Genomic DNA, 18,350 nt, shown 5'->3' on the forward strand with positions numbered 1-18,350 from the left:
GCCATAACCGGCTCTCTCTATCCGTAGGATAGCAAAAAAAGGAGTTTACATCATGGAGCAGAAAGTTATCCCCATTATCCTGAACGGCAAGGACAGCGCAGAGCGCATGAAAGAAATCACGGACCGGTTAGAAACGGGCATCCAACAGCTGTTCGACAGCGACCGCTACAAAGCCTACCTCACCACGATGGCGAAGTTCCACAATTACAGTTTCAACAACACCTTGCTGATCGCCATGCAGGGCGGGCAGCTGGTGGCGGGCTTCAACAAGTGGAAAGACACGTTCCACCGCACCGTAAAGAAAGGCGAAAAAGGCATCAAAATTCTGGCCCCTGCGCCGTACAAGGTCAAGCAGAAGATGGAAAAGCTGGACGAACAGGGCAAGCCGATTCTGGACAAGGACGGCAAGCCGCTGACGGAAGAAAAGACGGTGCAGATTCCGGCCTTCAAAGTGGTGTCTGTGTTCGATGTCAGCCAGACCGAGGGCGAACCGCTGCCCTCTATTGCAGTGAATGAACTGTCCGGCAGCGTGCAAGACTACCAAGATTTTTTCAAGGCATTGGAGCAGACTTCCCCGGTGCCCATCGGGTTTGAGGACATCGAGGGTGGCGCGCATGGGTACTTTCATCTGCTCGACAACCGCATTGCCATCCAAGAGGGCATGAGCCAGCTGCAAACCATCAAGACAGCCATCCATGAGATTGCCCATGCAAAGCTGCACGCCATCGACCCAGACGGCCCGGAACAGGCCAACCGCCCGGACAGCCGCACCCGCGAGGTGCAGGCCGAAAGTGTGGCCTATGCCGTCTGCCAGCACTACGGGCTGGACACGTCCGAGTATTCCTTTGGCTATGTGGCCGGGTGGAGTTCCGGCCGGGAACTGGCCGAACTGAAAGCCTCTCTGGAAATCATCCGCAGCGCGGCCCATGAGTTGATCTCTGCGCTGGACGAACATCTGGCAGAACTGCGCCAACAGCGGGAAGCAGAACTTTCCGCCGCACAGGAAGCCGCATTTGCGCTGGACAACGGCAATATTTTATTCATCCAGACCTGCGATTCCGGCTATGACTACACCCTGTACGGCCCGGATAACAAGACTTTGGACGGAGGCCAGCTGGACGCGCCCGGTCTGACCCTGCCGGATGCCGGGCAGGAAGCGCTTAATCTGTTGGGGCAGACAGCCGCAGTGTCGGAAGTCCTGTTGGACGATAAGCTGGCGGCGTTCCAAGAGGCGGCGGAAAAGGCCAACGAAATTCCCGCACCCGTTAAAATTCCAGACCCCGCCACAGAACCTACGGTTACGATTTTGTGGAGTGAAAGCGACAAGCTGCAGGACGGCGAAATCATGCCGCTGTCTGTGGCAAATCGTGTTTTTGAAGAACTGGACACCGCCCAGCACACGGAACGGGAAAAGGATGGTTACGAGGGCGGCTGGTACGACAAGACCGCGTTCCGCATTGACTTTACCCTGAACGGCCAGCCCGACAACTACGAGGGACGGCAGGATTTTGGTGACGGGGACGGCTCCCTGATTCAGCACATCCAGAGCTACCACGAATACTACGCCAAAGACGAGAACTGGAAAAATTTTGTTCTGCACAACAAGGGCCCGGAAGCATGGGTACAGGACAAGGCAGAGCGGGAAATGGTGCTGACCGAGTTTATCCCGTACCTCAAACAGCATTGCAATCTTTCCGCTATGGAGCAGACCGCCACCACTGCTTTGCGGGAGGAACAGAACATTTCGCCGGAACAGACCGTCTATTACAACGCGGTTGTGACCTATGTGCAGGACTGCCGCCCGCTGCTCAACCAAGGCCAATACAACTTGCCGGAACCGCCCAAGCTGGCTGACTTTGACCAGAGCTTGCAGGACTACAAGGCACAGGTGCAGGCCGAGATCGCGCAGGAAGCGGCCGCTGCCGGAATGACGGTAGAGGAATACGCAGCGGCAGGATTTGAAGCACCGCAGCAGGACAGTTTTTCCATCTACCAGCTGCGCAATGAAGATTCTACCCGCGATTACCGTTTTGAGCCCTACGACCGCCTGCAGGCTGTCGGTTTGACCGTGGACAAGGCCAACTATACAGAAGTTTACGCCGCGCCGCTGACTGCTGGTACCACCTTGGAGGACATCTACCGCACGTTCAATGTGGACCATCCGGCAGATTTCAAGGGACACTCGCTGTCTGTTTCGGATGTAGTGGTGCTGCACCAGAACGGGCAGGACACCGCCCACTACTGCGACAGCGTAGGCTTTCAGCAGGTGCCGGAGTTCTTGCGGGAAAATCCGCTGCGCACCGCAGAACTTTCCACCGAACAAAACGAAAACATGATTGACGGTGTGCTGAACAATGCGCCCTCTTTAGGTGAGCTGGAAGCCAAAGCAAAGGCCGGAGAACAAATTTCTCTGACGGACCTTGCCGCCGCAGTCAAGGCCGAGGAAAAGGCACCGAAAGCCAAGAAGTCCCGCGCCGCAAAACCGAAAAAGCCGTCCATCCGGGCACAGCTGGATGCCGCAAAAAAGGAGCAGAGCAAACAAACGCCGCCACGGGAAAAGACAAAAGAATTGGAGGTGTAAGCCGTGCAAAAGTTTGAAAATATGGATGTGATCGCTGCACTGGAAGCCATTATGCACCAGAACACTGCGTACTATCAGAGCGATTTTGCCTATGACATCAAGATGCTGCGGGAGGCCGCCCGCAGCGACCAGCCGGAAGATAAGCTGCTGTTGTGGCTGTCCCGGCCCTCTGGAACATTCTGCTTCCGGGAACGGGATGTGCTGCTCAAAGATACCCAAGCCTACAATACATGGAAATTTTGCGGTGAACAGACCCATGACAGGATTCTTGCCTATGCGGTGGAGTTGACCGGTGCGGCCAACGGAACCGTGCAAGGCAATCTGTATGAACTGGACTACCAGCAGCATTTCCAGCATATCCGGGATGCCGCTCTGCCCGTGGGCGCCAATCGCCTGATCTACGAAAGCGGGATGCGGGAGATTGGCCCGAAAGAGCATTTCGACAGCCGCCCGGATAAATATTTCGGGGAGTTCGTGCGGCATGAAATGCAGACCCGTGACCCGGAACTTCTGCAAACGGCCATCCGGCAGGAGCAGCGCAGTCGGGAATCTGCACAGCCCGGTGATTTCAAAGAACACCTTGCGGCATTGCACACCGGGCTAATCGAGGCCGAGGCACAGCGTATCGTAGCCGATATGAAGCGTCTGGCTGCTCCCAACAGCCCGGACAAGAATCATTTTATGGTGGAGGTATCGCCCTATTTCACCAAGCTGGCATCCAGCCGGGACACGGACCAGCTGCTTGCCATGCTGCCGTATAAATCCCTGCACCTGTCCAGCGTGAAAGACCGTTTCGGCATCTACGCGCTGGTTGGCAAAAACGAAAACCGGGACAAGGGCATCTGCAAGCCCCGCACTTCCGTCCGCAAGCAGCTTTCCGAAACAAAACAGGCCGCCAGCCCGAAAAAGGCAGCGGCTCGCAATAAGCAACGCGAAATGGAGGTCTGACACATGAATTTCAGCGTGGAAGAAGAAAATTTGATCTGTATGTACCATACTTCCGACCGCCGCCGCACGATGGCACGGATAATGGCCGCTCTGCCGGACATGGACACGGAAATGCGGCGGCTGGCGAATGGCACCATTGCAAAATTGGAGCACATGACTGATGCCGACTTTGACGGACAGAGGTTTGATTTTGTGGGTGAATAATACCGCCAGCTTGACAACCACACATTATTTTCAATCAAAGTAATGTGTCGTTGTCAACACAGAAATAGCCGGACACGGTGGCCTTGGGGTTGCTGTGTCCGGCTATTTTTCATGTATCAGTCTTTATCTTTTTTCTCGGTGGGATTTTCCGGCAGTTCGGCGGCATCTTCTACAATGTCGGTCACAAGCTGCTGGAAGTCAAACGCATTCTTTTCTGTGATAACAGGCTTGCCGGTTTCCGCTTCAAGAGCCTGCCGCGCAATGCCGGCCACTTTGCCGCCACGCTTGGCAACCTGCTTGTTTTCTTCAAAGGTCTGTGGCTTTGCAGTTTTGGAAATATCCGTGGTGGAGGCTTCCGCCAGCATGGTCAGCACAAGTTCCAAATCAGTCATATTGTCCCGGAGATTTTCTTTCGTCAGACCTTTCAGCCGCTTGTACTGCCCTGTGGTCATGCCAGACCATGCGCGGGAGATTTCATCGGTCAGGATAGCATACTCCTTGCCCTTTTGTACTCCGCGCTTCTTCCATTCATCCGTCAGTTCGTTGCGGATGCGGATTGCCAAAAGCCGCTGGTGAATCCATTCTTCGGAGTAGCCTTTCTTCAAATAGGTATCAAGCGCACGGTCAATGGCCTGCTCCGGGTCGATTGTTTCCTCGATGCGTTCTTTGCCTACCATTGCCAGCCATGCCTTGAACGGTTCAGCTTTCGGAGATGGGATTGATTGGATGATGCGCAGGAGCTGTTCAGTGTTAGCGACATCCGTTTTGCGCTTTTTGCCGTCAGGAGCGGTCATTTTCAAACCATTACAATTTGTAATGGTTTCATTTCCTTCGTCTTTAAGACGCTTTTTTAGAACGCGCCAATAGTTCTGTGGGTCTGCGCTGTCAGTCAGAACAGCAATCACATCAACGATGGCAAAATACCATTCTTCCTTTTCTGCATCCCATGCAGTACGGATTTTCTGATCTTCAAAAAGCTGGATGGAGCTGTTATCGTTCACTTCTGCCATAGAGGGTTCCTCGCTTTCGTTGTCTAAGTCTATTTTACATGATTTCGGGTGGAAACGCCACCCGGTCTAAGCGTTTGTAGTTCAAAAATCTGGCTAATCTTTTGTGCAAATTTACCGTTCCTGCATCTGCTCCTTTCCCGGTGTTGTCCGCAGGATGCTGTCCACGTTCTGCTTGATGATGCCATACTCCTGCGTCTGGCGTTTGGCATCATTGTACTGCCGCTGCAGCTGGTCTTTCTGCTCGGCCAGTTGCTTATACTCGGCTTTCAGGGTGTAGAGGTCGGGCAGCTTTTGAAAGCCCTGTTCTTTCAGGGCCTTAGCTGCGGCCTCATAGAGAATCAGGGTGCCTTCATGTTTGCGCCGGAACGGCTTTTTGTCAGCAGCCCGCTGATATTCCTGCACCAGTGGGCGCAGCTCCTTACAGGTAGTAACATCCTTTATCAGCATGGCCATTTCTGCAAGTCTGCATTCGGCCGCTTTCAGCGCGGCGGCAGCTTCGGTGCTGGCGGCGGTGATCTCGGCCACCCGGCTTTCCAAATCCGGGTAGCTTTCGATTTCATGCTCGGTCAGGAAGTTCAGCGTCCGGGCCGCCTGTTTCAGATTGTGGAGTTTTGCCCACTTCTCATACCCTGCGGACTGCTGGGCCTTGATGCTGTTCTCCAAATCAATCCGCAGCGAAATTCTACGGGTTTCTTTGGGCTTCCGCTCCACGAACCGCCCTTTGATGCGCTCGGTGATAGCTTCTTCGGTGTAGGCTTCGCCCAGCGTTTTGCAGCGAGTGAACCGCCCCTGTCCGGGCGCACGGAACGAAATATACTTGCCCCGCTTGACTTCATAGCCCTGCTCCTGCAGGAGCCACAGAAAATCGTCAAAATCCTTGGCATGCGGGATGGCTGCATCTATGGCGGTTTTCAGCTTCGCCTTCCAGCTCGTGCCCTTGCGGTGTGCATCCCACTCGGCATAGCTTTTGCCCCGGTCTTGACCGGGCATCACCACAGACAGACCATGTTCCTTGCACAGCCGGTCGCTGGTGCGCCGGATGTAGGCATAACTCTGTCGGTTGGAAACATACTTTCGTTGGTTCACCATGTCCACGGCACAAAAGATGACATGGTTATGGACGTGCCCCTTGTCAATGTGCGTGGTCAGCACATACGGGTATTTGCCTTGCAGGACTTCATCTGCAAGCTGCCGGCCAATCTCGTGGGCCTGCTCCGGCGTGGTTTCGTCCGGCGCAAAAGACTGTATCAGGTGGTGGGCCAGATTGTTGCCTTTCTGCATGGCTTGTGATAGCAGCAGTTCAAATTCGATGTCGGCGGTTTCATAGGAGCAGGCAAAGGAGGACACCAGCATTTTTTCATCCGTCTTGGCTGGATTCTCGATGTAGTCCAGTGCCTTTTTCAGCGTTGACTTGATAGGATGTATCTTTGTAACTGCCATATCTGTGCCAGCGCTCCTTTGATGTCCGCAACATCTTGTGTGTACAGCGGCCCCATGCTGTTCAGCCGCCGTGCGATCTGATTGACGTTGACGCCAATCTTCTGCAGTTCGGCGGTCTGCGCCCGGATGTCGGTGGTGTCGATGTGGACAACATATCCGTCTATCGCCATCTTACGCAGATAGGCGGCCATATTCCGGGTTGGTATCAATTTCATTTTTTCTCGAATCAACCTCCGTTCTTCTTCCGTCACATAAAATTTGACCTGCACGGTTCGCTTTCTGCCCTCCATACGTTTTTACTCTCCTTTCTGTTTTGAGGGTTTGGGACACTTCCCAACAAGCTGTTTTGCAGGGCAAAATACGGAAGTGGGTACACACTTCCTATGCTTGCTCTGTAAGTTCTCCCCTAAACCGTCCCCTCTACTAATACTACAATTCAAACCCTGTCTTTTGGCTACATCTTGACTGTGATGCAAAAATAAAGTATCATAATTAGCACAGACTAACCAAAATGGGAGGTGAACCTCATCCTATGACGCATGGAAGTCACTATCTTGGTAAGCTATACAACGACCTGATAGCCAATTCGCCCCAAACGATTTCAATGGATATTCCGTCTGATATGGGGAAAGGACGAATTGCTCAGACCCAAATCAAGCACGGTATCATCTTTTCGGATTGGCAAATGTGTTACCAGTCGGATATGAATGTACAAGGAACCGTCAGTAAAGATTATATGCAGATTATCTTCTGCCTGAATGATGGAATCTCTTGGGGCATCATGGATGAAAAGCGTTCCATTACGATTCAAAAAAATGAATCCTGCATCTATGCGGGACATGGTGGAACCGAATATGCCTGCTATAAAAAGGATAGCAATTTTTCATTTAAGAGTATAAAAATTCCGATTGCCTATTTCTCGCAGCTGCTCACAGATTATTTTGATGGGCAGGAAGCAACGGCTTACGAAAAGAAACTTCTTGATGGCATTTCAAAAGTTCCTGTGACCCCCATCATGGAACAAATTCTAGCGGAAACAAGTCAATTTACACAATACCGTGGAGGATTGGGTTACTTATATCTTGACGGAAAACTTCTGGAGCTATTGTCTATTTATTTAGGCGAAGTCCTTGAATTGGATATTCTAAGGGGGAAAAATGTTTCCATGTCCAGAACGGAACGGACTGCCATTATGGAAGCTAAACGGATTATAGACAGTCAGCTTGCGTTTGCCCCATCCTGTGAAGAACTTTCCCATCTGGTGCATTTAAGCACAACAAAATTGACACGCGGTTTTTCATCATTTTATGGTATGCCTATTCATCAATACATAATTGAACAGCGTTTGACACAGGCAGCACAGCTGCTATTGGAGGGGGACCGAAATGTAAGCGAGATTGCAGCAATCGTTGGCTACGGAAAGCCCAGCAATCTTGCCGCCGCTTTCAAAAAGCGATATGGTGTGGCACCAAAGAACTACCGTGAAAGCCGATTTGATATCCATAAAAAGTAGCTTCTGACTGTTTTTGGGTCAAAACGGGTAGATTTTGGGTTGGATTTGATAATCTAAATTGGTACAATTTGCGATGTGGTTAGCTTCAAATAACCACATCGCATTTTTTATTTTCCGATAAAAGCGAGGAGGCATAAAAATGAAACAAAAGTTGAATGCGAAAGACTTTATTCTCATTGGCATCCTGACAGCGCTCATGTGGATTATCTGTATGATTATCAGCACTATTATGAGCGTGGCTGGCCCAGTGACCAACGTGTTTTATCCGTCCGTTATGGCTATTCCGAATGGCATCGTTATGATGCTTCTGCTGGCCAAAGTTCCGAAGAAAGGCGTGTTTACCATTTGTGCCGCAATTCAGGCTATCCTGTTCCTGCTGGTAGGTGCTTTCTGGTTCCTTCCCATCGGCTTGGTAATTGGCGGTGTCATCTGCGATTTTCTGATCATGGGCCGAAATGAAATCACAATGAAGTCCATGATGGCGGCCTATGCGCTGTTCAGTGCTATTTTTGCTTTTAGTGCTATCTGCCCCATCAAACTTCTTCAAAGTGCGTTTGTTGGCGCAATGGAGAAAAACAATATTGCCCCGGAGTACATTCAGGGAATGCTCAATATCACTTCTGTTCCCATGCTGGTAGTCATTGTTGCTGCTGGACTGGTGGGCGGCCTGATTGGCGGATTTATCGGCCAGAAAGCATTGAAAAAGCATTTCATCAAGGCTGGACTCGTTTCTGTAAAATAACAAGAACAGCCCCCTGAAAATCCATCATACAAACGCAGGCAAACGGGCTGCCTGATTTCAGAGCGCGGGGCTGGAAGTAGTCCCGCGCTCTGCTGTTGATAAGGAGGCATCAGAATGGATGAAACACAAATCAAACAAATTATTGAGCGACAGCCCCTTCATGGAACTGCGCTTCTGGACCCGCGCTGCAAAATTCTTCTCTTAGTCTGTATCGGTTTTGTCAGTTATTTTCTGGCCGGAGAAGTGGTCAGCCTTGCGCTCATGCTGGTTTATGGGCTGTTCATTGCCTTAGGTAATGGCGGAAAATGGGCCGCAAAAATGATAATAACTTATATCGTTGTGGCTTATCTTAATGCCTTGCTCCGCTATGTGCAAATTCCAGTTTTGAGCGTGATTATGAGCGTATTTGGCGTGACCGTTCTGAAACTGATTCCCATTGTAATGATGGGGCTCTGGATATTGCGGACCACTTATATGGATGACTTGATGGTAGCCCTCCAAAGAATGCGGCTGCCGCAGGCAGTTACGATTCCGCTTGTGGTCATGTTCCGTTATATTCCTACCCTACGGATTGAATATCGGCAAATCCGAAGCACAATGGATATTCGCGGTATCAGCGATACAGTGTGGAAGCGGGTATGTCACCCATTAGCAACCATAGAGTACATTTTGATACCGTTGCTGATGCGCTGCTTGAAAGTTACCGATGAACTGGCGGCCTCCGGCACAACGCGTGGTCTGGAATTGGAATGTAAGCGGTATGCACTGCGCCCGATTCGTTTTGCATGGCCGGAAATTGTGGTATCACTGCTTGGTATCCTCTTTTTGGTCGGACTGCTTTTTATTGACCAGACCCAAATCGGCAAAATCATTTTATGGAGGGTATGACGATGATCTCATTCCAGAATTTCAGCTTTCGTTATGAAGAAAGCAAAGATTTTACCCTCCGCGGCATTGACATGACTGTACGGACCGGCGAGTTTATTCTTCTGACCGGGCGAAGTGGCTGCGGCAAGACAACGTTGATTCGTTCCCTCAATGGACTTATTCCACATTTTTACCCCGGTGAAATTAAAGGTGATCTGCTTATGGATGGACATTCGCTTTTGGAAATGAAGCCCTCCGAACTGGCCGGACAGGTAGGAACTGTCTTTCAAGACCCACGCTCACAGTTTTTTATGACCGATACCACACGAGAATTGGCGTTCGGCTGTGAAAATCTCGGACTGGCCCGTGAGGAAACCATTGACCGAATTGCACGAGCAGCCAAAGAATTTGAGTTGGTCGAATACCTGAATCGAAGTATTTTTGCGTTATCCAGCGGAGAAAAACAGCAGATTGCGATTGGCTCTGTTTATGCGCTTGCCCCAAAGGTCTACATCTTTGATGAACCATCGGCCAATCTGGACTATGCCGCCACCAAACGGCTTGCTGAAATCATGGAAAAGCTCAAGAGTGCCGGCTATACCATTTTTGTAGTAGAACACCGCTTTTACTATCTGCGAGATTTGATTGACAGAGCTTTTCTGATACAGAATGGAAAAATTGAGCATGAGTTTACAAGGGAACAGTTTTGCTCTTTGCCCGAAGAAACACGAATTTCTTATGGTCTGCGAACCGCATACCCGGAACGTGATGCAGAGCATTATCAGGAAAAGCCGCATTCTCAAAATACAACGCACTTACTAGAAGTCCACGATTTAGGCTTTGCCTACAAGAAAGGTCCAGAAGTATTCCAGAATGTCAGCTTTGAAGCTCATTCGGGGGACGTGATAGGCATTTTAGGCCATAATGGTGCCGGAAAAACAACGCTCCTGTCTATTCTGACTGGCCTGTTGAAACAGCGGCATGGAGAAGTTCGTCTTGATGGAAAAAAGCTCACACCCCGGCAGCGGCGGTCACTTTCCTATCTTGTTATGCAGGATACAGACTATCAACTCTTTGCCAGCAGCGTGGAAGAAGAACTTTCCCTTGGAATGCAGGAAGATTGCAAAGAAAAAATAGATGCAGTATTGAACGCATTGGAACTGTCGGACTATCGGGAAAGACACCCAGCGTCGCTTTCAGGCGGTCAAAAACAACGGGTTACCATTGGAGTGGCAATCGTAAAGGACAGCCCCGTAATCTACTTCGACGAGCCCACCAGCGGCTTGGATTATGATTCTATGGTGCGTGTCAGCAAGCTGATTGAACAACTTTCCGATTCCGGGGTAATCGTGTTCGTGGTTTCTCATGATTTTGAATTTATTGTCCGTACCTGCACAGAGGTTGTGCAGCTGGATGATGATGGAACAATTCAAAATCAGCAGTTATCGCCAACGGTTTTGAAATCTTTTTCTGAAAAATATTTCACATGATAGGAGGTTGGACTTATGTTCCAAAAAGTATTTGAATATGCCGGACCTCATAAAAAAGGCCTCTATGCTGCAACAGCCATCGTGCTGGTCAGTGTTCTGCTGGGTGTTTTTCCCTTTGTGCTGGCATATCAGGTAATTGCACCGCTGGTCGTGGGGGAGGCAATCACTGCTTCCTTTATCATCCAGCATGTCATACTGGTCTTGGTATGTCTGGTGCTGCAAGCTCTTTTCTATGGCTGGGGCCTGAATCTCTCTCATAAAGCAGCTTATGACACGCTGCTCCGCCTGCGGACGGCTCTGCAAAAACGGTTTGAAAAACTGCCGCTGGGTGTTATTCAGGACAAAGGCACTGGCACCGTGAAAAAGCTGTTCGTGGACGATGTAGACAGTCTGGAAGTTCTGCTGGCACACTCTATGCCGGAGGGCATCGCCAACCTGATGGTTCCCATTGCAGTTTATGTGGCAATGTTCTTTGTAGACTGGAAGCTGGCACTGTTATCTTTGGCATCCATTCCGCTTAGCTTAGTTGCCATGATGACGATGTATTCCGTTGGTATGAAGAAAATGGGACCTTACTATATGGCCGGGCAAAAGATGAACAATACCATTATTGAGTACATCAACGGTATGGAAGTCGTCAAGGTTTTCAATAAAGACGCAGATTCTTACGAACGGTTCCGCAAAGATATATCAGATTATCGGAACTATACACTGGCATGGTATAGGGCGGCATGGCCGTGGATGGCGATTTACAGCAGCCTGCTTCCTTGTACTATCATCCTAACCCTGCCTGTGGGTGCATGGTTTGTCCTCTGCGGCTGGTCGGCTCTGCCCAATTTGATTTTGGTGCTGTGTCTTTCTTTGAGTATCGGTATGCCGCTGCTGAAATCTCTTGGCTTTCTGCCAACCATGCCCCAGCTCAACTATAAAATCTCCGCATTGGAGCAGGTGTTGGATGCGCCGGAACTTCAGCAGACGAATGATAGATTCCATGGAATAGATGACACCATTACTTACGACCATGTTTCTTTCGCTTACCAGACAACACAGCCCGGCCCGGATGGAAAGCCCGCGGTGGTTGAGGATGAAGTTCTCCATGATATTTCCTTTACGGCAAAGGCTGGACAAAAAACTGCTCTTGTCGGTGAATCTGGCTCCGGCAAGAGTACCTTGGCAAAACTGCTGATTCACTATTATGACCCGCAAAAGGGCAGCATTTCCATCGGCGGACAGAAACTTTGCGATATGAGCCTTGAAGCATTGAACAGTCGTATCTCCTATGTGGCGCAGGATCAGTATTTGTTTAATACTTCTCTGCTGGAAAACATCCGGCTCGGTCGGTTGACTGCAACGGATGAAGAAGTAATAGAGGCCGCAAAGAAAGCTCAGTGCATGGAGTTCATTGAAAAACTTCCGCAGGGCATTCACTCCATGGCAGGCGATGCCGGAAAAATGCTCTCCGGCGGTCAGCGTCAACGTATTTCTCTGGCGCGAGCAATCTTAAAGGATGCCCCCATTGTAGTTCTTGATGAAGCAACAGCCTATGCTGACCCCGAAAATGAAGAAAAGATGGAAGCAGCCATTGCAGAACTTGTAAAAGGCAAGACCCTCGTGGTGATTGCTCACAAACTGCCCGCCATTATGAATGCCGATCAAATTTGTGTCATCGACCACGGAAAATTGGTAGCAGCGGGTAAGCATCAGGAGTTGATTCGCTCCTGCCCTGAATATCAGAAATTGTGGAAAGCCGCACAGGACAGTGCCGAATGGAAAGTACACACTGCAAAGGAGGGAGCCTAAATGTTTGCGATGTTTTCAAGAATTTTGAAACTCTCCGGCCGTTATAAAGGCCGTATTCAAGGTGCATTCGTTTGTGCGTTTTTGGAATCCATTTTGTCAAAAATGCCAATCGTTCTTGCCTTTGTAGTTTTAAGCCGCTTTGCAGCTGACACACTGACCAGCCAGACTTGCCTTTATATCGGCCTTGGACTTGCCGCAGCAGTGTTGGTGCAAATGCTTGTTCATTACCTCAGCGACAGCCTGCAAAGTGCCGCAGGATATTTGATGTTTGCGGATAAACGCATGGAACTGGGTAGCCATCTGCGGAAACTTCCGATGGGCTATTTTACTTCCGGCAACATTGGCAAAATCAGCTCTGTTCTTAGCACGGATATGGTATTCATTGAAGAAGTCGCTATGAGTACGCTGGGCAACATGATGGGCTATCTGCTGTCCTCCTTGATTCTGCTGGTATTCATGTTTTATTTGAACGTACAGCTTGGTTTGATTGCTGCCGCCGTCACGGTTCTGGCATGGCTGGTGTCAAAAGGAATGAACAAGGTTTCCCTGCGGGAAGCCGCAGAGCGGCAGGAGCAGAGCGAACGGCTGACCGATGCGGTGCTATCCTTTGTGGAGGGCATTGGCGTCATCAAGAGCTACAACCTGCTGGGCGAAAAATCAGAAGAATTGACTGACAATTTCCAGCGTTCCAGAAACACCTCCCTTGCTTTTGAGCAGAAAATGACACCATGGACAATGAGTCTGAATATCCTTTACGGCATTGGTATTGCGGCGATTTTCGGCTTGTCGATTGTATTGGAACAGCGCGGCGCACTTCCTCTGGCCTATGTGCTTGGTGTTCTGCTGTTTGTGTTTGACCTCTTTGGACCGCTGAAAGCTCTTTATGGGGAAGCATCTCGCCTTACCGTTATGAATGCAGCTCTTGACCGCATTGAAGCAGTCCTGAATGAGCCTGAACTTCCCGACACGGGCAAGCAGCATCTTCCTGCACAGGCACATCCGGGACAGCCAGAAGTTCAGTTTAACGATGTTGTATTTGCTTATCAGGACAAAGAAGTTCTGCATCATATCAGCTTTGCCATGAAGAAAGATTCTATGACTGCTTTAGTCGGACCTTCTGGCAGCGGAAAGTCTACTATTGCCAATTTGCTGGCTCGGCTTTGGGATGTAAAATCTGGCAGCATAATAATAAGAGGTATGGACATTCGGAACGTGCCTTTGGCAGAGCTGATGGAGCAGATCAGCATGGTATTCCAGCGAGTGTACTTATTCCAAGATACCATTTACAACAATATCAGCATAGGCAAACCGGACGCCACAGAGGAAGAAGTCTATGCAGCTGCTAAGAAGGCCCGCTGCTATGATTTCATCATGGCGTTACCTGATGGATTCCAGACCGTAGTTGGTGAAGGCGGTGCTACACTCTCCGGCGGTGAAAAGCAGCGCATCTCGATTGCACGCTGCATCTTGAAAGATGCCCCTATCATCATTTTGGATGAAGCTACCGCAAGCGTAGATACTGATAACGAAAGCTATATTCAGGAGGCCATCTCGGAACTGGTAAAGGGCAAGACACTTCTCGTAATCGCCCACCGTCTGAATACCATCCAGAATGCCGATCAGATTTTGGTCATTGACAACGGCCAGATTGCACAGCAGGGCACGCACGAAGAACTTTTGAAGCAGCCCGGCATTTATCAGGAGTTTGTCAACATCCGAAAGAATGCGGCTGGATGGAGCCTTGCTTAACAAAATTCAGCGTATGCGATGCGGAGGTTCCATTGTGCGTATATCATAATCCGTCCGCATAGAAACAAATAGGTAAAAAATAATGCGGCCGGGCACATCGAACCCGGCCGCGTTATTCGTCTTTTTGAAATGCTTCCGCCTGTTTGCAAAGCGCAATATATTTTTCAATTTCCGCCTCACTTTTCCCGGCAAAGAAGTCTACAACTGTTTTTGAAACCGTCTGATTTACCATGTCTGGAAAAATGGCAGCATCCACGCTGATATTTAACTCTTTGGCGACAAGAGCCACCGTTTCAAATTTGGGGTTACTCTGGCAGGTTTCCAAATCTATGATTGTACGGGCGTTCATATTGAGCCGTTCAGCCAATTTTCTCTGTGTCAAATGCTGCCGCTTGCGTTCTGACCGCACTTTCCATGCAAACAAGTCAAGAGGATTGTTCACTATACATCACCTCTACCTCATTGTAGGGTGTGCTATCGCTCATATAAATAACCATACAACTCACATTGTGTGAGTTATAGCTCATAATTTGAAGCAAAGAGCTATATGGATAAGAGTATCAAAATAAAGGAGTTCAAAATAAAATGGGGCTTATCGTCCACTCGAAAAGCCCTAACGCCAATTAAAAAAATATTCAAATAACGTAGGGGCGAGTCATACTCATAGAAGTGAGTTGTGGCTCGCTTTTTGTACACTTCAATTCACATCCGATAAAGCCCCGCATTTTGACAACCTACGATTGGGTATCGGATGCCGTTCTCCGCCTCGTTTTGCTCCGGCCTATAAACCCGAACAGAACGAAAGGAACAATTCTATGAACGGCAGGAAAAATTTTCATACCAATCTTAAAAATCAGCCAAATGAACCCGTTGGTGAACGAGTAGTGAGCGAAAGGGGAAGAAAAGAGCTGCCTCCCAGCACGAGGGGAGGTGAAAACTTGAAACCAAACCGCTACTACGAACACAAGCAGCACGCCTTTGACAGCTACTGCAAAAAGGTGTTGAAATGCGAGGCATGTAACGGCTATCGGCAGATCAGCCGTCATCAAAAACGTTTTGCATCTTTGGAAGAACTGTCCGGGACAGATGTGGCCCAGCTTGCAGTTTACGATCGTTACTCATGGGAGTATACGGCTTTTCCCGTGGGAAATGCTGTTGTGCTAATCGAGAACGACCGATTGGCCACGGCACTTCTACGGCTGTCACCAAAAGACCGGGAAATTTTTATGATGCACTGGTTTCTATGGATGACAGACGAACAGATAGCAAAGTGCATGGGCATGGCCAGAAGAACGGTCAATACTCGCAGGTATAAAGCCTATCGGCTGCTGAAAAAGCTGATGGGAGGTGAAGCGGATGACTAAATCTGCGCACACACGGGCATCGCTGCTTCCTTACCCGATAATCGCTGCCGCTGTTGCAGGAGACGCCGAAGCAGTGAGCCGGGTAGTCCGGCATTATTCTAGCTACATTGCTGCACTGTCAACTCGGACGAGCTATGGCTCTGACGGCTATCCTCGTCTGCAAGTTGATGAAGAACTGCGCAATCGTCTGGAAGCAAAACTGATAATTGCTATCCTTGATTTTGACTTGACCTGATTCAACGTAGGCATCGTGTGCTGTTCCCCTTTCCATACGATGCCTTTTCTAGTTCTTTGACAAAGAAAGCCCGCAGGATAATGGCGGTGCATCATAGGGCAAACGGATACGTTGCTGTCTGTATCGAGCCGGACGGCGGGTGCGCCACGATGCTTTTCTTTGAAAAGTGGAGCGATCACCACCACGCCGCAATGCAAGTACGGCTGCTTGCGGGCCATGACATACAGACAGGCTGATACTCCCTTACCGTCAAAGTCCGAGCGTTCAGAGCGTCGCAGGCAATGAGTAGGGCTGCATGAGGAATGCAGGGGTGAGATTCCCGTGGGCTGCTGCCAGCAGCCATCCGTTGGCTCATTTTTTGATTTTTAAGAAAGGGGATTTTTACGATGCAAGCGAAAAAGACAAACCCTGAAAAAACAAAAAATCCAGAGATGCTTACTCTGGATTCAACTTATCGTATTGGCAATCGCTCCTTTATCGTTGAGCCGGTGTTCAAAGAAGAAAGTTCCCAGACCTTAGGAGAAGTTCTTCTCCGGCTGATGAAATCCGAAAGCGAAAAATTATAATGACCTTTCGGGAGGCAGCGGACAGAGAAAGCGGATTGTGTTATAATATAGGTGTACAAGTGAATTTGCTATTCGACTGTCCCAAGAAAGGAGCGAGTATGAAACAGTCGAGTAACAAGAAATCCCGTGAAGCAACCGCTTTTCTCTATGAGCGTCTTTCCCGTGATGATAATTTGGAGGGCGAGAGTTACAGCATCGGCAACCAAAAGAAACTGCTCACCAAAGTTGCAAAGGAAAAAGGCTATACCAATCTGGTTCACTTTCTGGATGATGGCATTTCCGGCGTGACCATGAACCGTCCCGGTTTCGTTGAAATGATGCAGCAGCTCGAACAAGGGAAAGCCTCCGCTGTGTTCGTCAAAGACCTTTCCCGTTTGGGTCGAAACTATATTGAGGTCGGACGGCTGACAGAAGAATTTTTCCCAGACCATGACATCCGACTTGTTGCCGTTTCGGACAACATCGACACGGCCGAGGGAGAAAACGAACTGGCACCCATCCGAAACCTGTTCAATGAGTGGTATGCCCGCGACATCAGCAAGAAACGCCGTATCAGTAATAAAATCAAAGGCAACTCCGGCGAACCGATGGGACTTCCTCCCTATGGATATATCAAGGACCCGAACAATCCCAAGCATTGGGTCATTGATGAAGAAGCTGCACAAGTTGTCCGGCGCATTTTTGATATGACGTTGGAGGGCTTTGGCACGGAACAGATTGCCACCCAGTTTGAAAAGGAAGGCATCCTGACGCCGCAGGCCTACTGGATTCAGAAAGGCATCGGCCGTCCCGGAAAGACCAAGATGCGCCCCGCCACCAAGTGGAATGGTTCCACGATTACCCATCTTCTGTATCAGCAGGAGTATTGTGGTGATGTTCTGAACTTCAAAACCTACTCCAAGTCTTACAAGAACAAGAAGCGGATTCATAACGACCCGGAAAATTGGGTGGTGTTCCAAGATGTTCACGAACCCATTATTGAACGTGCCGTGTTTGAGCAGATACAGCAGAAACGCGGAAAAATGCGCAAACGCCGTACCAACAACGGAGAACACAATATGTTCTCCGGCCTACTTGTCTGCGCAGACTGCGGCTGCAATCTGCACTTCCACTTCAATCAGGGCAACCCGGAAATCAAGTATTTCAACTGCTCCAACTACAAGGGCAACCGTGGCACCTGCCAATCCACCCACTACATCAGGGTAGACTTTCTGGAAGAAGTGGTGCTGGGCGAGATTCGGCGGCTGACCAAGTTTGCCAGCCTCTATGAGGACGACTTTTTGAAGGCTGTTATCGGGCACTCCCAGCAGGCGGATGAAACCGACCGCAAGCTGAAAGAAAAAGAGTTGAAAGCACTCCTTGCCCGTGATGAAGAACTGGACGGCCTCTTTGAGCGCATCTATGAGGACAATGTTTCCGGCAGAATCTCTGACGAACGCTTTTCCAGAATGTCCCGGAGATATGAGGACGAGCAAAAGGAGCTGACCGAGAAAATCAAACAGCTCCGCTCCGAAATCGAAAAGCAGAGCAGCCGAACTATGACAACGGATATGTTTATCAGTCTAGTTCGCAAGTACACCAGAGCAAAAAAGCTGACACCCCGGATGCTGAATGAACTGGTGGAAAAAATCGAAGTGTTCAATGCAGAAAAGGTCAACGGTGTATGGGAGCAGCGGCTCCGCATTCACTACAACTGTGTGGGCACCATCGAGATTCCAAGCGCACTTCCTTTACCGACACCCGATGTGTCGGTAAATACAAGAAAAGGCGTAGTTGTGAACTACGCCCCCTGTGATGTCGCTATTTAGCAAATAAAAAAATGACGAATGTTCTTTGACAGC

General features: G+C 49.5%; 16 protein-coding genes and 1 pseudogene. 13 read left to right on the plus strand and 4 right to left on the minus strand.

What is annotated here, in order from left to right; genetic code table 11:
• Window positions 1-64: 64 nt before the first annotated feature.
• The 3 genes and pseudogenes from J3348_RS04710 to J3348_RS04720 all read left to right on the plus strand — a co-directional run.
• Window positions 65-2,581, plus strand: a pseudogene (locus J3348_RS04710) (YodL domain-containing protein); the annotation flags it as partial.
• Window positions 2,582-2,602: 21 nt separating this feature from the next.
• The gene (locus J3348_RS04715; protein ID WP_207698556.1) at window positions 2,603-3,529 is read left to right on the plus strand and encodes a hypothetical protein; all 927 of its coding nucleotides are present in this window, start codon (window positions 2,603-2,605) and stop codon (window positions 3,527-3,529) included.
• Between the two features lie 3 nt (window positions 3,530-3,532).
• Window positions 3,533-3,733: a transposon-transfer assisting family protein gene (locus tag J3348_RS04720; RefSeq protein ID WP_207698437.1), complete on the plus strand. Its 201-nt coding sequence runs from the start codon at window positions 3,533-3,535 to the stop codon at window positions 3,731-3,733.
• 116 nt (window positions 3,734-3,849) lie between these two features.
• Here J3348_RS04720 and J3348_RS04725 read toward each other — a convergent pair whose 3' ends face one another.
• The 3 genes from J3348_RS04725 to mobC all read right to left on the minus strand — a co-directional run bounded on the left by J3348_RS04725 (window position 3,850) and on the right by mobC (window position 6,473).
• On the minus strand, window positions 3,850-4,743 hold the full coding sequence (locus J3348_RS04725; protein WP_005938463.1) for a Bro-N domain-containing protein: 894 nt from the start codon (window positions 4,741-4,743) through the stop codon (window positions 3,850-3,852).
• Between the two features lie 111 nt (window positions 4,744-4,854).
• Window positions 4,855-6,183: a relaxase/mobilization nuclease domain-containing protein gene (locus J3348_RS04730; RefSeq protein WP_207698438.1), complete on the minus strand. Its 1,329-nt coding sequence runs from the start codon at window positions 6,181-6,183 to the stop codon at window positions 4,855-4,857.
• Complete coding sequence (gene mobC, locus J3348_RS04735; protein WP_005938456.1) at window positions 6,144-6,473, minus strand: plasmid mobilization relaxosome protein MobC; 330 nt, start codon at window positions 6,471-6,473, stop codon at window positions 6,144-6,146. Before mobC ends, J3348_RS04730 begins: the two co-directional genes overlap by 40 nt.
• Before the next feature lie 242 nt (window positions 6,474-6,715).
• Here mobC and J3348_RS04740 point away from each other — a divergent pair, with 242 nt between their 5' ends.
• The 6 genes from J3348_RS04740 to J3348_RS04765 all read left to right on the plus strand — a co-directional run bounded on the left by J3348_RS04740 (window position 6,716) and on the right by J3348_RS04765 (window position 14,344).
• The gene (locus J3348_RS04740) at window positions 6,716-7,696 is read left to right on the plus strand and encodes an AraC family transcriptional regulator (RefSeq protein WP_207698439.1); all 981 of its coding nucleotides are present in this window, start codon (window positions 6,716-6,718) and stop codon (window positions 7,694-7,696) included.
• Window positions 7,697-7,835: 139 nt separating this feature from the next.
• Window positions 7,836-8,438 carry an MptD family putative ECF transporter S component gene (locus J3348_RS04745; RefSeq protein WP_207698440.1) on the plus strand — a complete coding sequence of 201 codons (603 nt, stop codon included), beginning with the start codon at window positions 7,836-7,838 and terminating at the stop codon, window positions 8,436-8,438.
• 114 nt (window positions 8,439-8,552) lie between these two features.
• A complete protein-coding gene (locus J3348_RS04750; RefSeq protein WP_207698441.1) occupies window positions 8,553-9,326 on the plus strand; it encodes an energy-coupling factor transporter transmembrane component T in 774 nt (257 codons plus the stop codon).
• Window positions 9,327-9,328: 2 nt separating this feature from the next.
• Window positions 9,329-10,795 (plus strand): energy-coupling factor ABC transporter ATP-binding protein, encoded by a 1,467-nt coding sequence (locus J3348_RS04755; protein WP_347565363.1) that lies wholly within the window; start codon window positions 9,329-9,331, stop codon window positions 10,793-10,795.
• Between the two features lie 15 nt (window positions 10,796-10,810).
• The gene (locus J3348_RS04760) at window positions 10,811-12,595 is read left to right on the plus strand and encodes an ABC transporter ATP-binding protein (RefSeq protein WP_207698443.1); all 1,785 of its coding nucleotides are present in this window, start codon (window positions 10,811-10,813) and stop codon (window positions 12,593-12,595) included.
• Complete coding sequence (locus J3348_RS04765) at window positions 12,596-14,344, plus strand: ABC transporter ATP-binding protein (RefSeq protein WP_207698444.1); 1,749 nt, start codon at window positions 12,596-12,598, stop codon at window positions 14,342-14,344.
• 112 nt (window positions 14,345-14,456) lie between these two features.
• Here J3348_RS04765 and J3348_RS04770 read toward each other — a convergent pair whose 3' ends face one another.
• On the minus strand, window positions 14,457-14,786 hold the full coding sequence (locus tag J3348_RS04770; RefSeq protein WP_020990050.1) for a helix-turn-helix transcriptional regulator: 330 nt from the start codon (window positions 14,784-14,786) through the stop codon (window positions 14,457-14,459).
• Between the two features lie 373 nt (window positions 14,787-15,159).
• On the opposite strand from J3348_RS04770, the gene J3348_RS04775 reads away from it, so the two are divergent.
• From J3348_RS04775 to J3348_RS04790, 4 genes are all read left to right on the plus strand, one after another.
• A complete protein-coding gene (locus J3348_RS04775) occupies window positions 15,160-15,708 on the plus strand; it encodes a sigma-70 family RNA polymerase sigma factor (protein ID WP_207698445.1) in 549 nt (182 codons plus the stop codon).
• Complete coding sequence (locus J3348_RS04780; RefSeq protein WP_020990051.1) at window positions 15,701-15,943, plus strand: helix-turn-helix domain-containing protein; 243 nt, start codon at window positions 15,701-15,703, stop codon at window positions 15,941-15,943. Before J3348_RS04775 ends, J3348_RS04780 begins: the two co-directional genes overlap by 8 nt.
• A gap of 386 nt (window positions 15,944-16,329) precedes the next feature.
• Window positions 16,330-16,509, plus strand: a complete 180-nt coding sequence (locus J3348_RS04785; protein WP_005927535.1) for a hypothetical protein — start codon at window positions 16,330-16,332, stop codon at window positions 16,507-16,509.
• A 98-nt stretch (window positions 16,510-16,607) separates the two neighbouring features.
• Window positions 16,608-18,317, plus strand: coding sequence for a recombinase family protein (locus J3348_RS04790; RefSeq protein WP_242702878.1), 1,710 nt, complete (start codon window positions 16,608-16,610; stop codon window positions 18,315-18,317).
• Window positions 18,318-18,350: the final 33 nt, after the last annotated feature.

The organism is Faecalibacterium sp. Marseille-Q4896 (assembly GCF_017377615.1).
GTDB lineage: Bacteria > Bacillota > Clostridia > Oscillospirales > Ruminococcaceae > Faecalibacterium > Faecalibacterium taiwanense.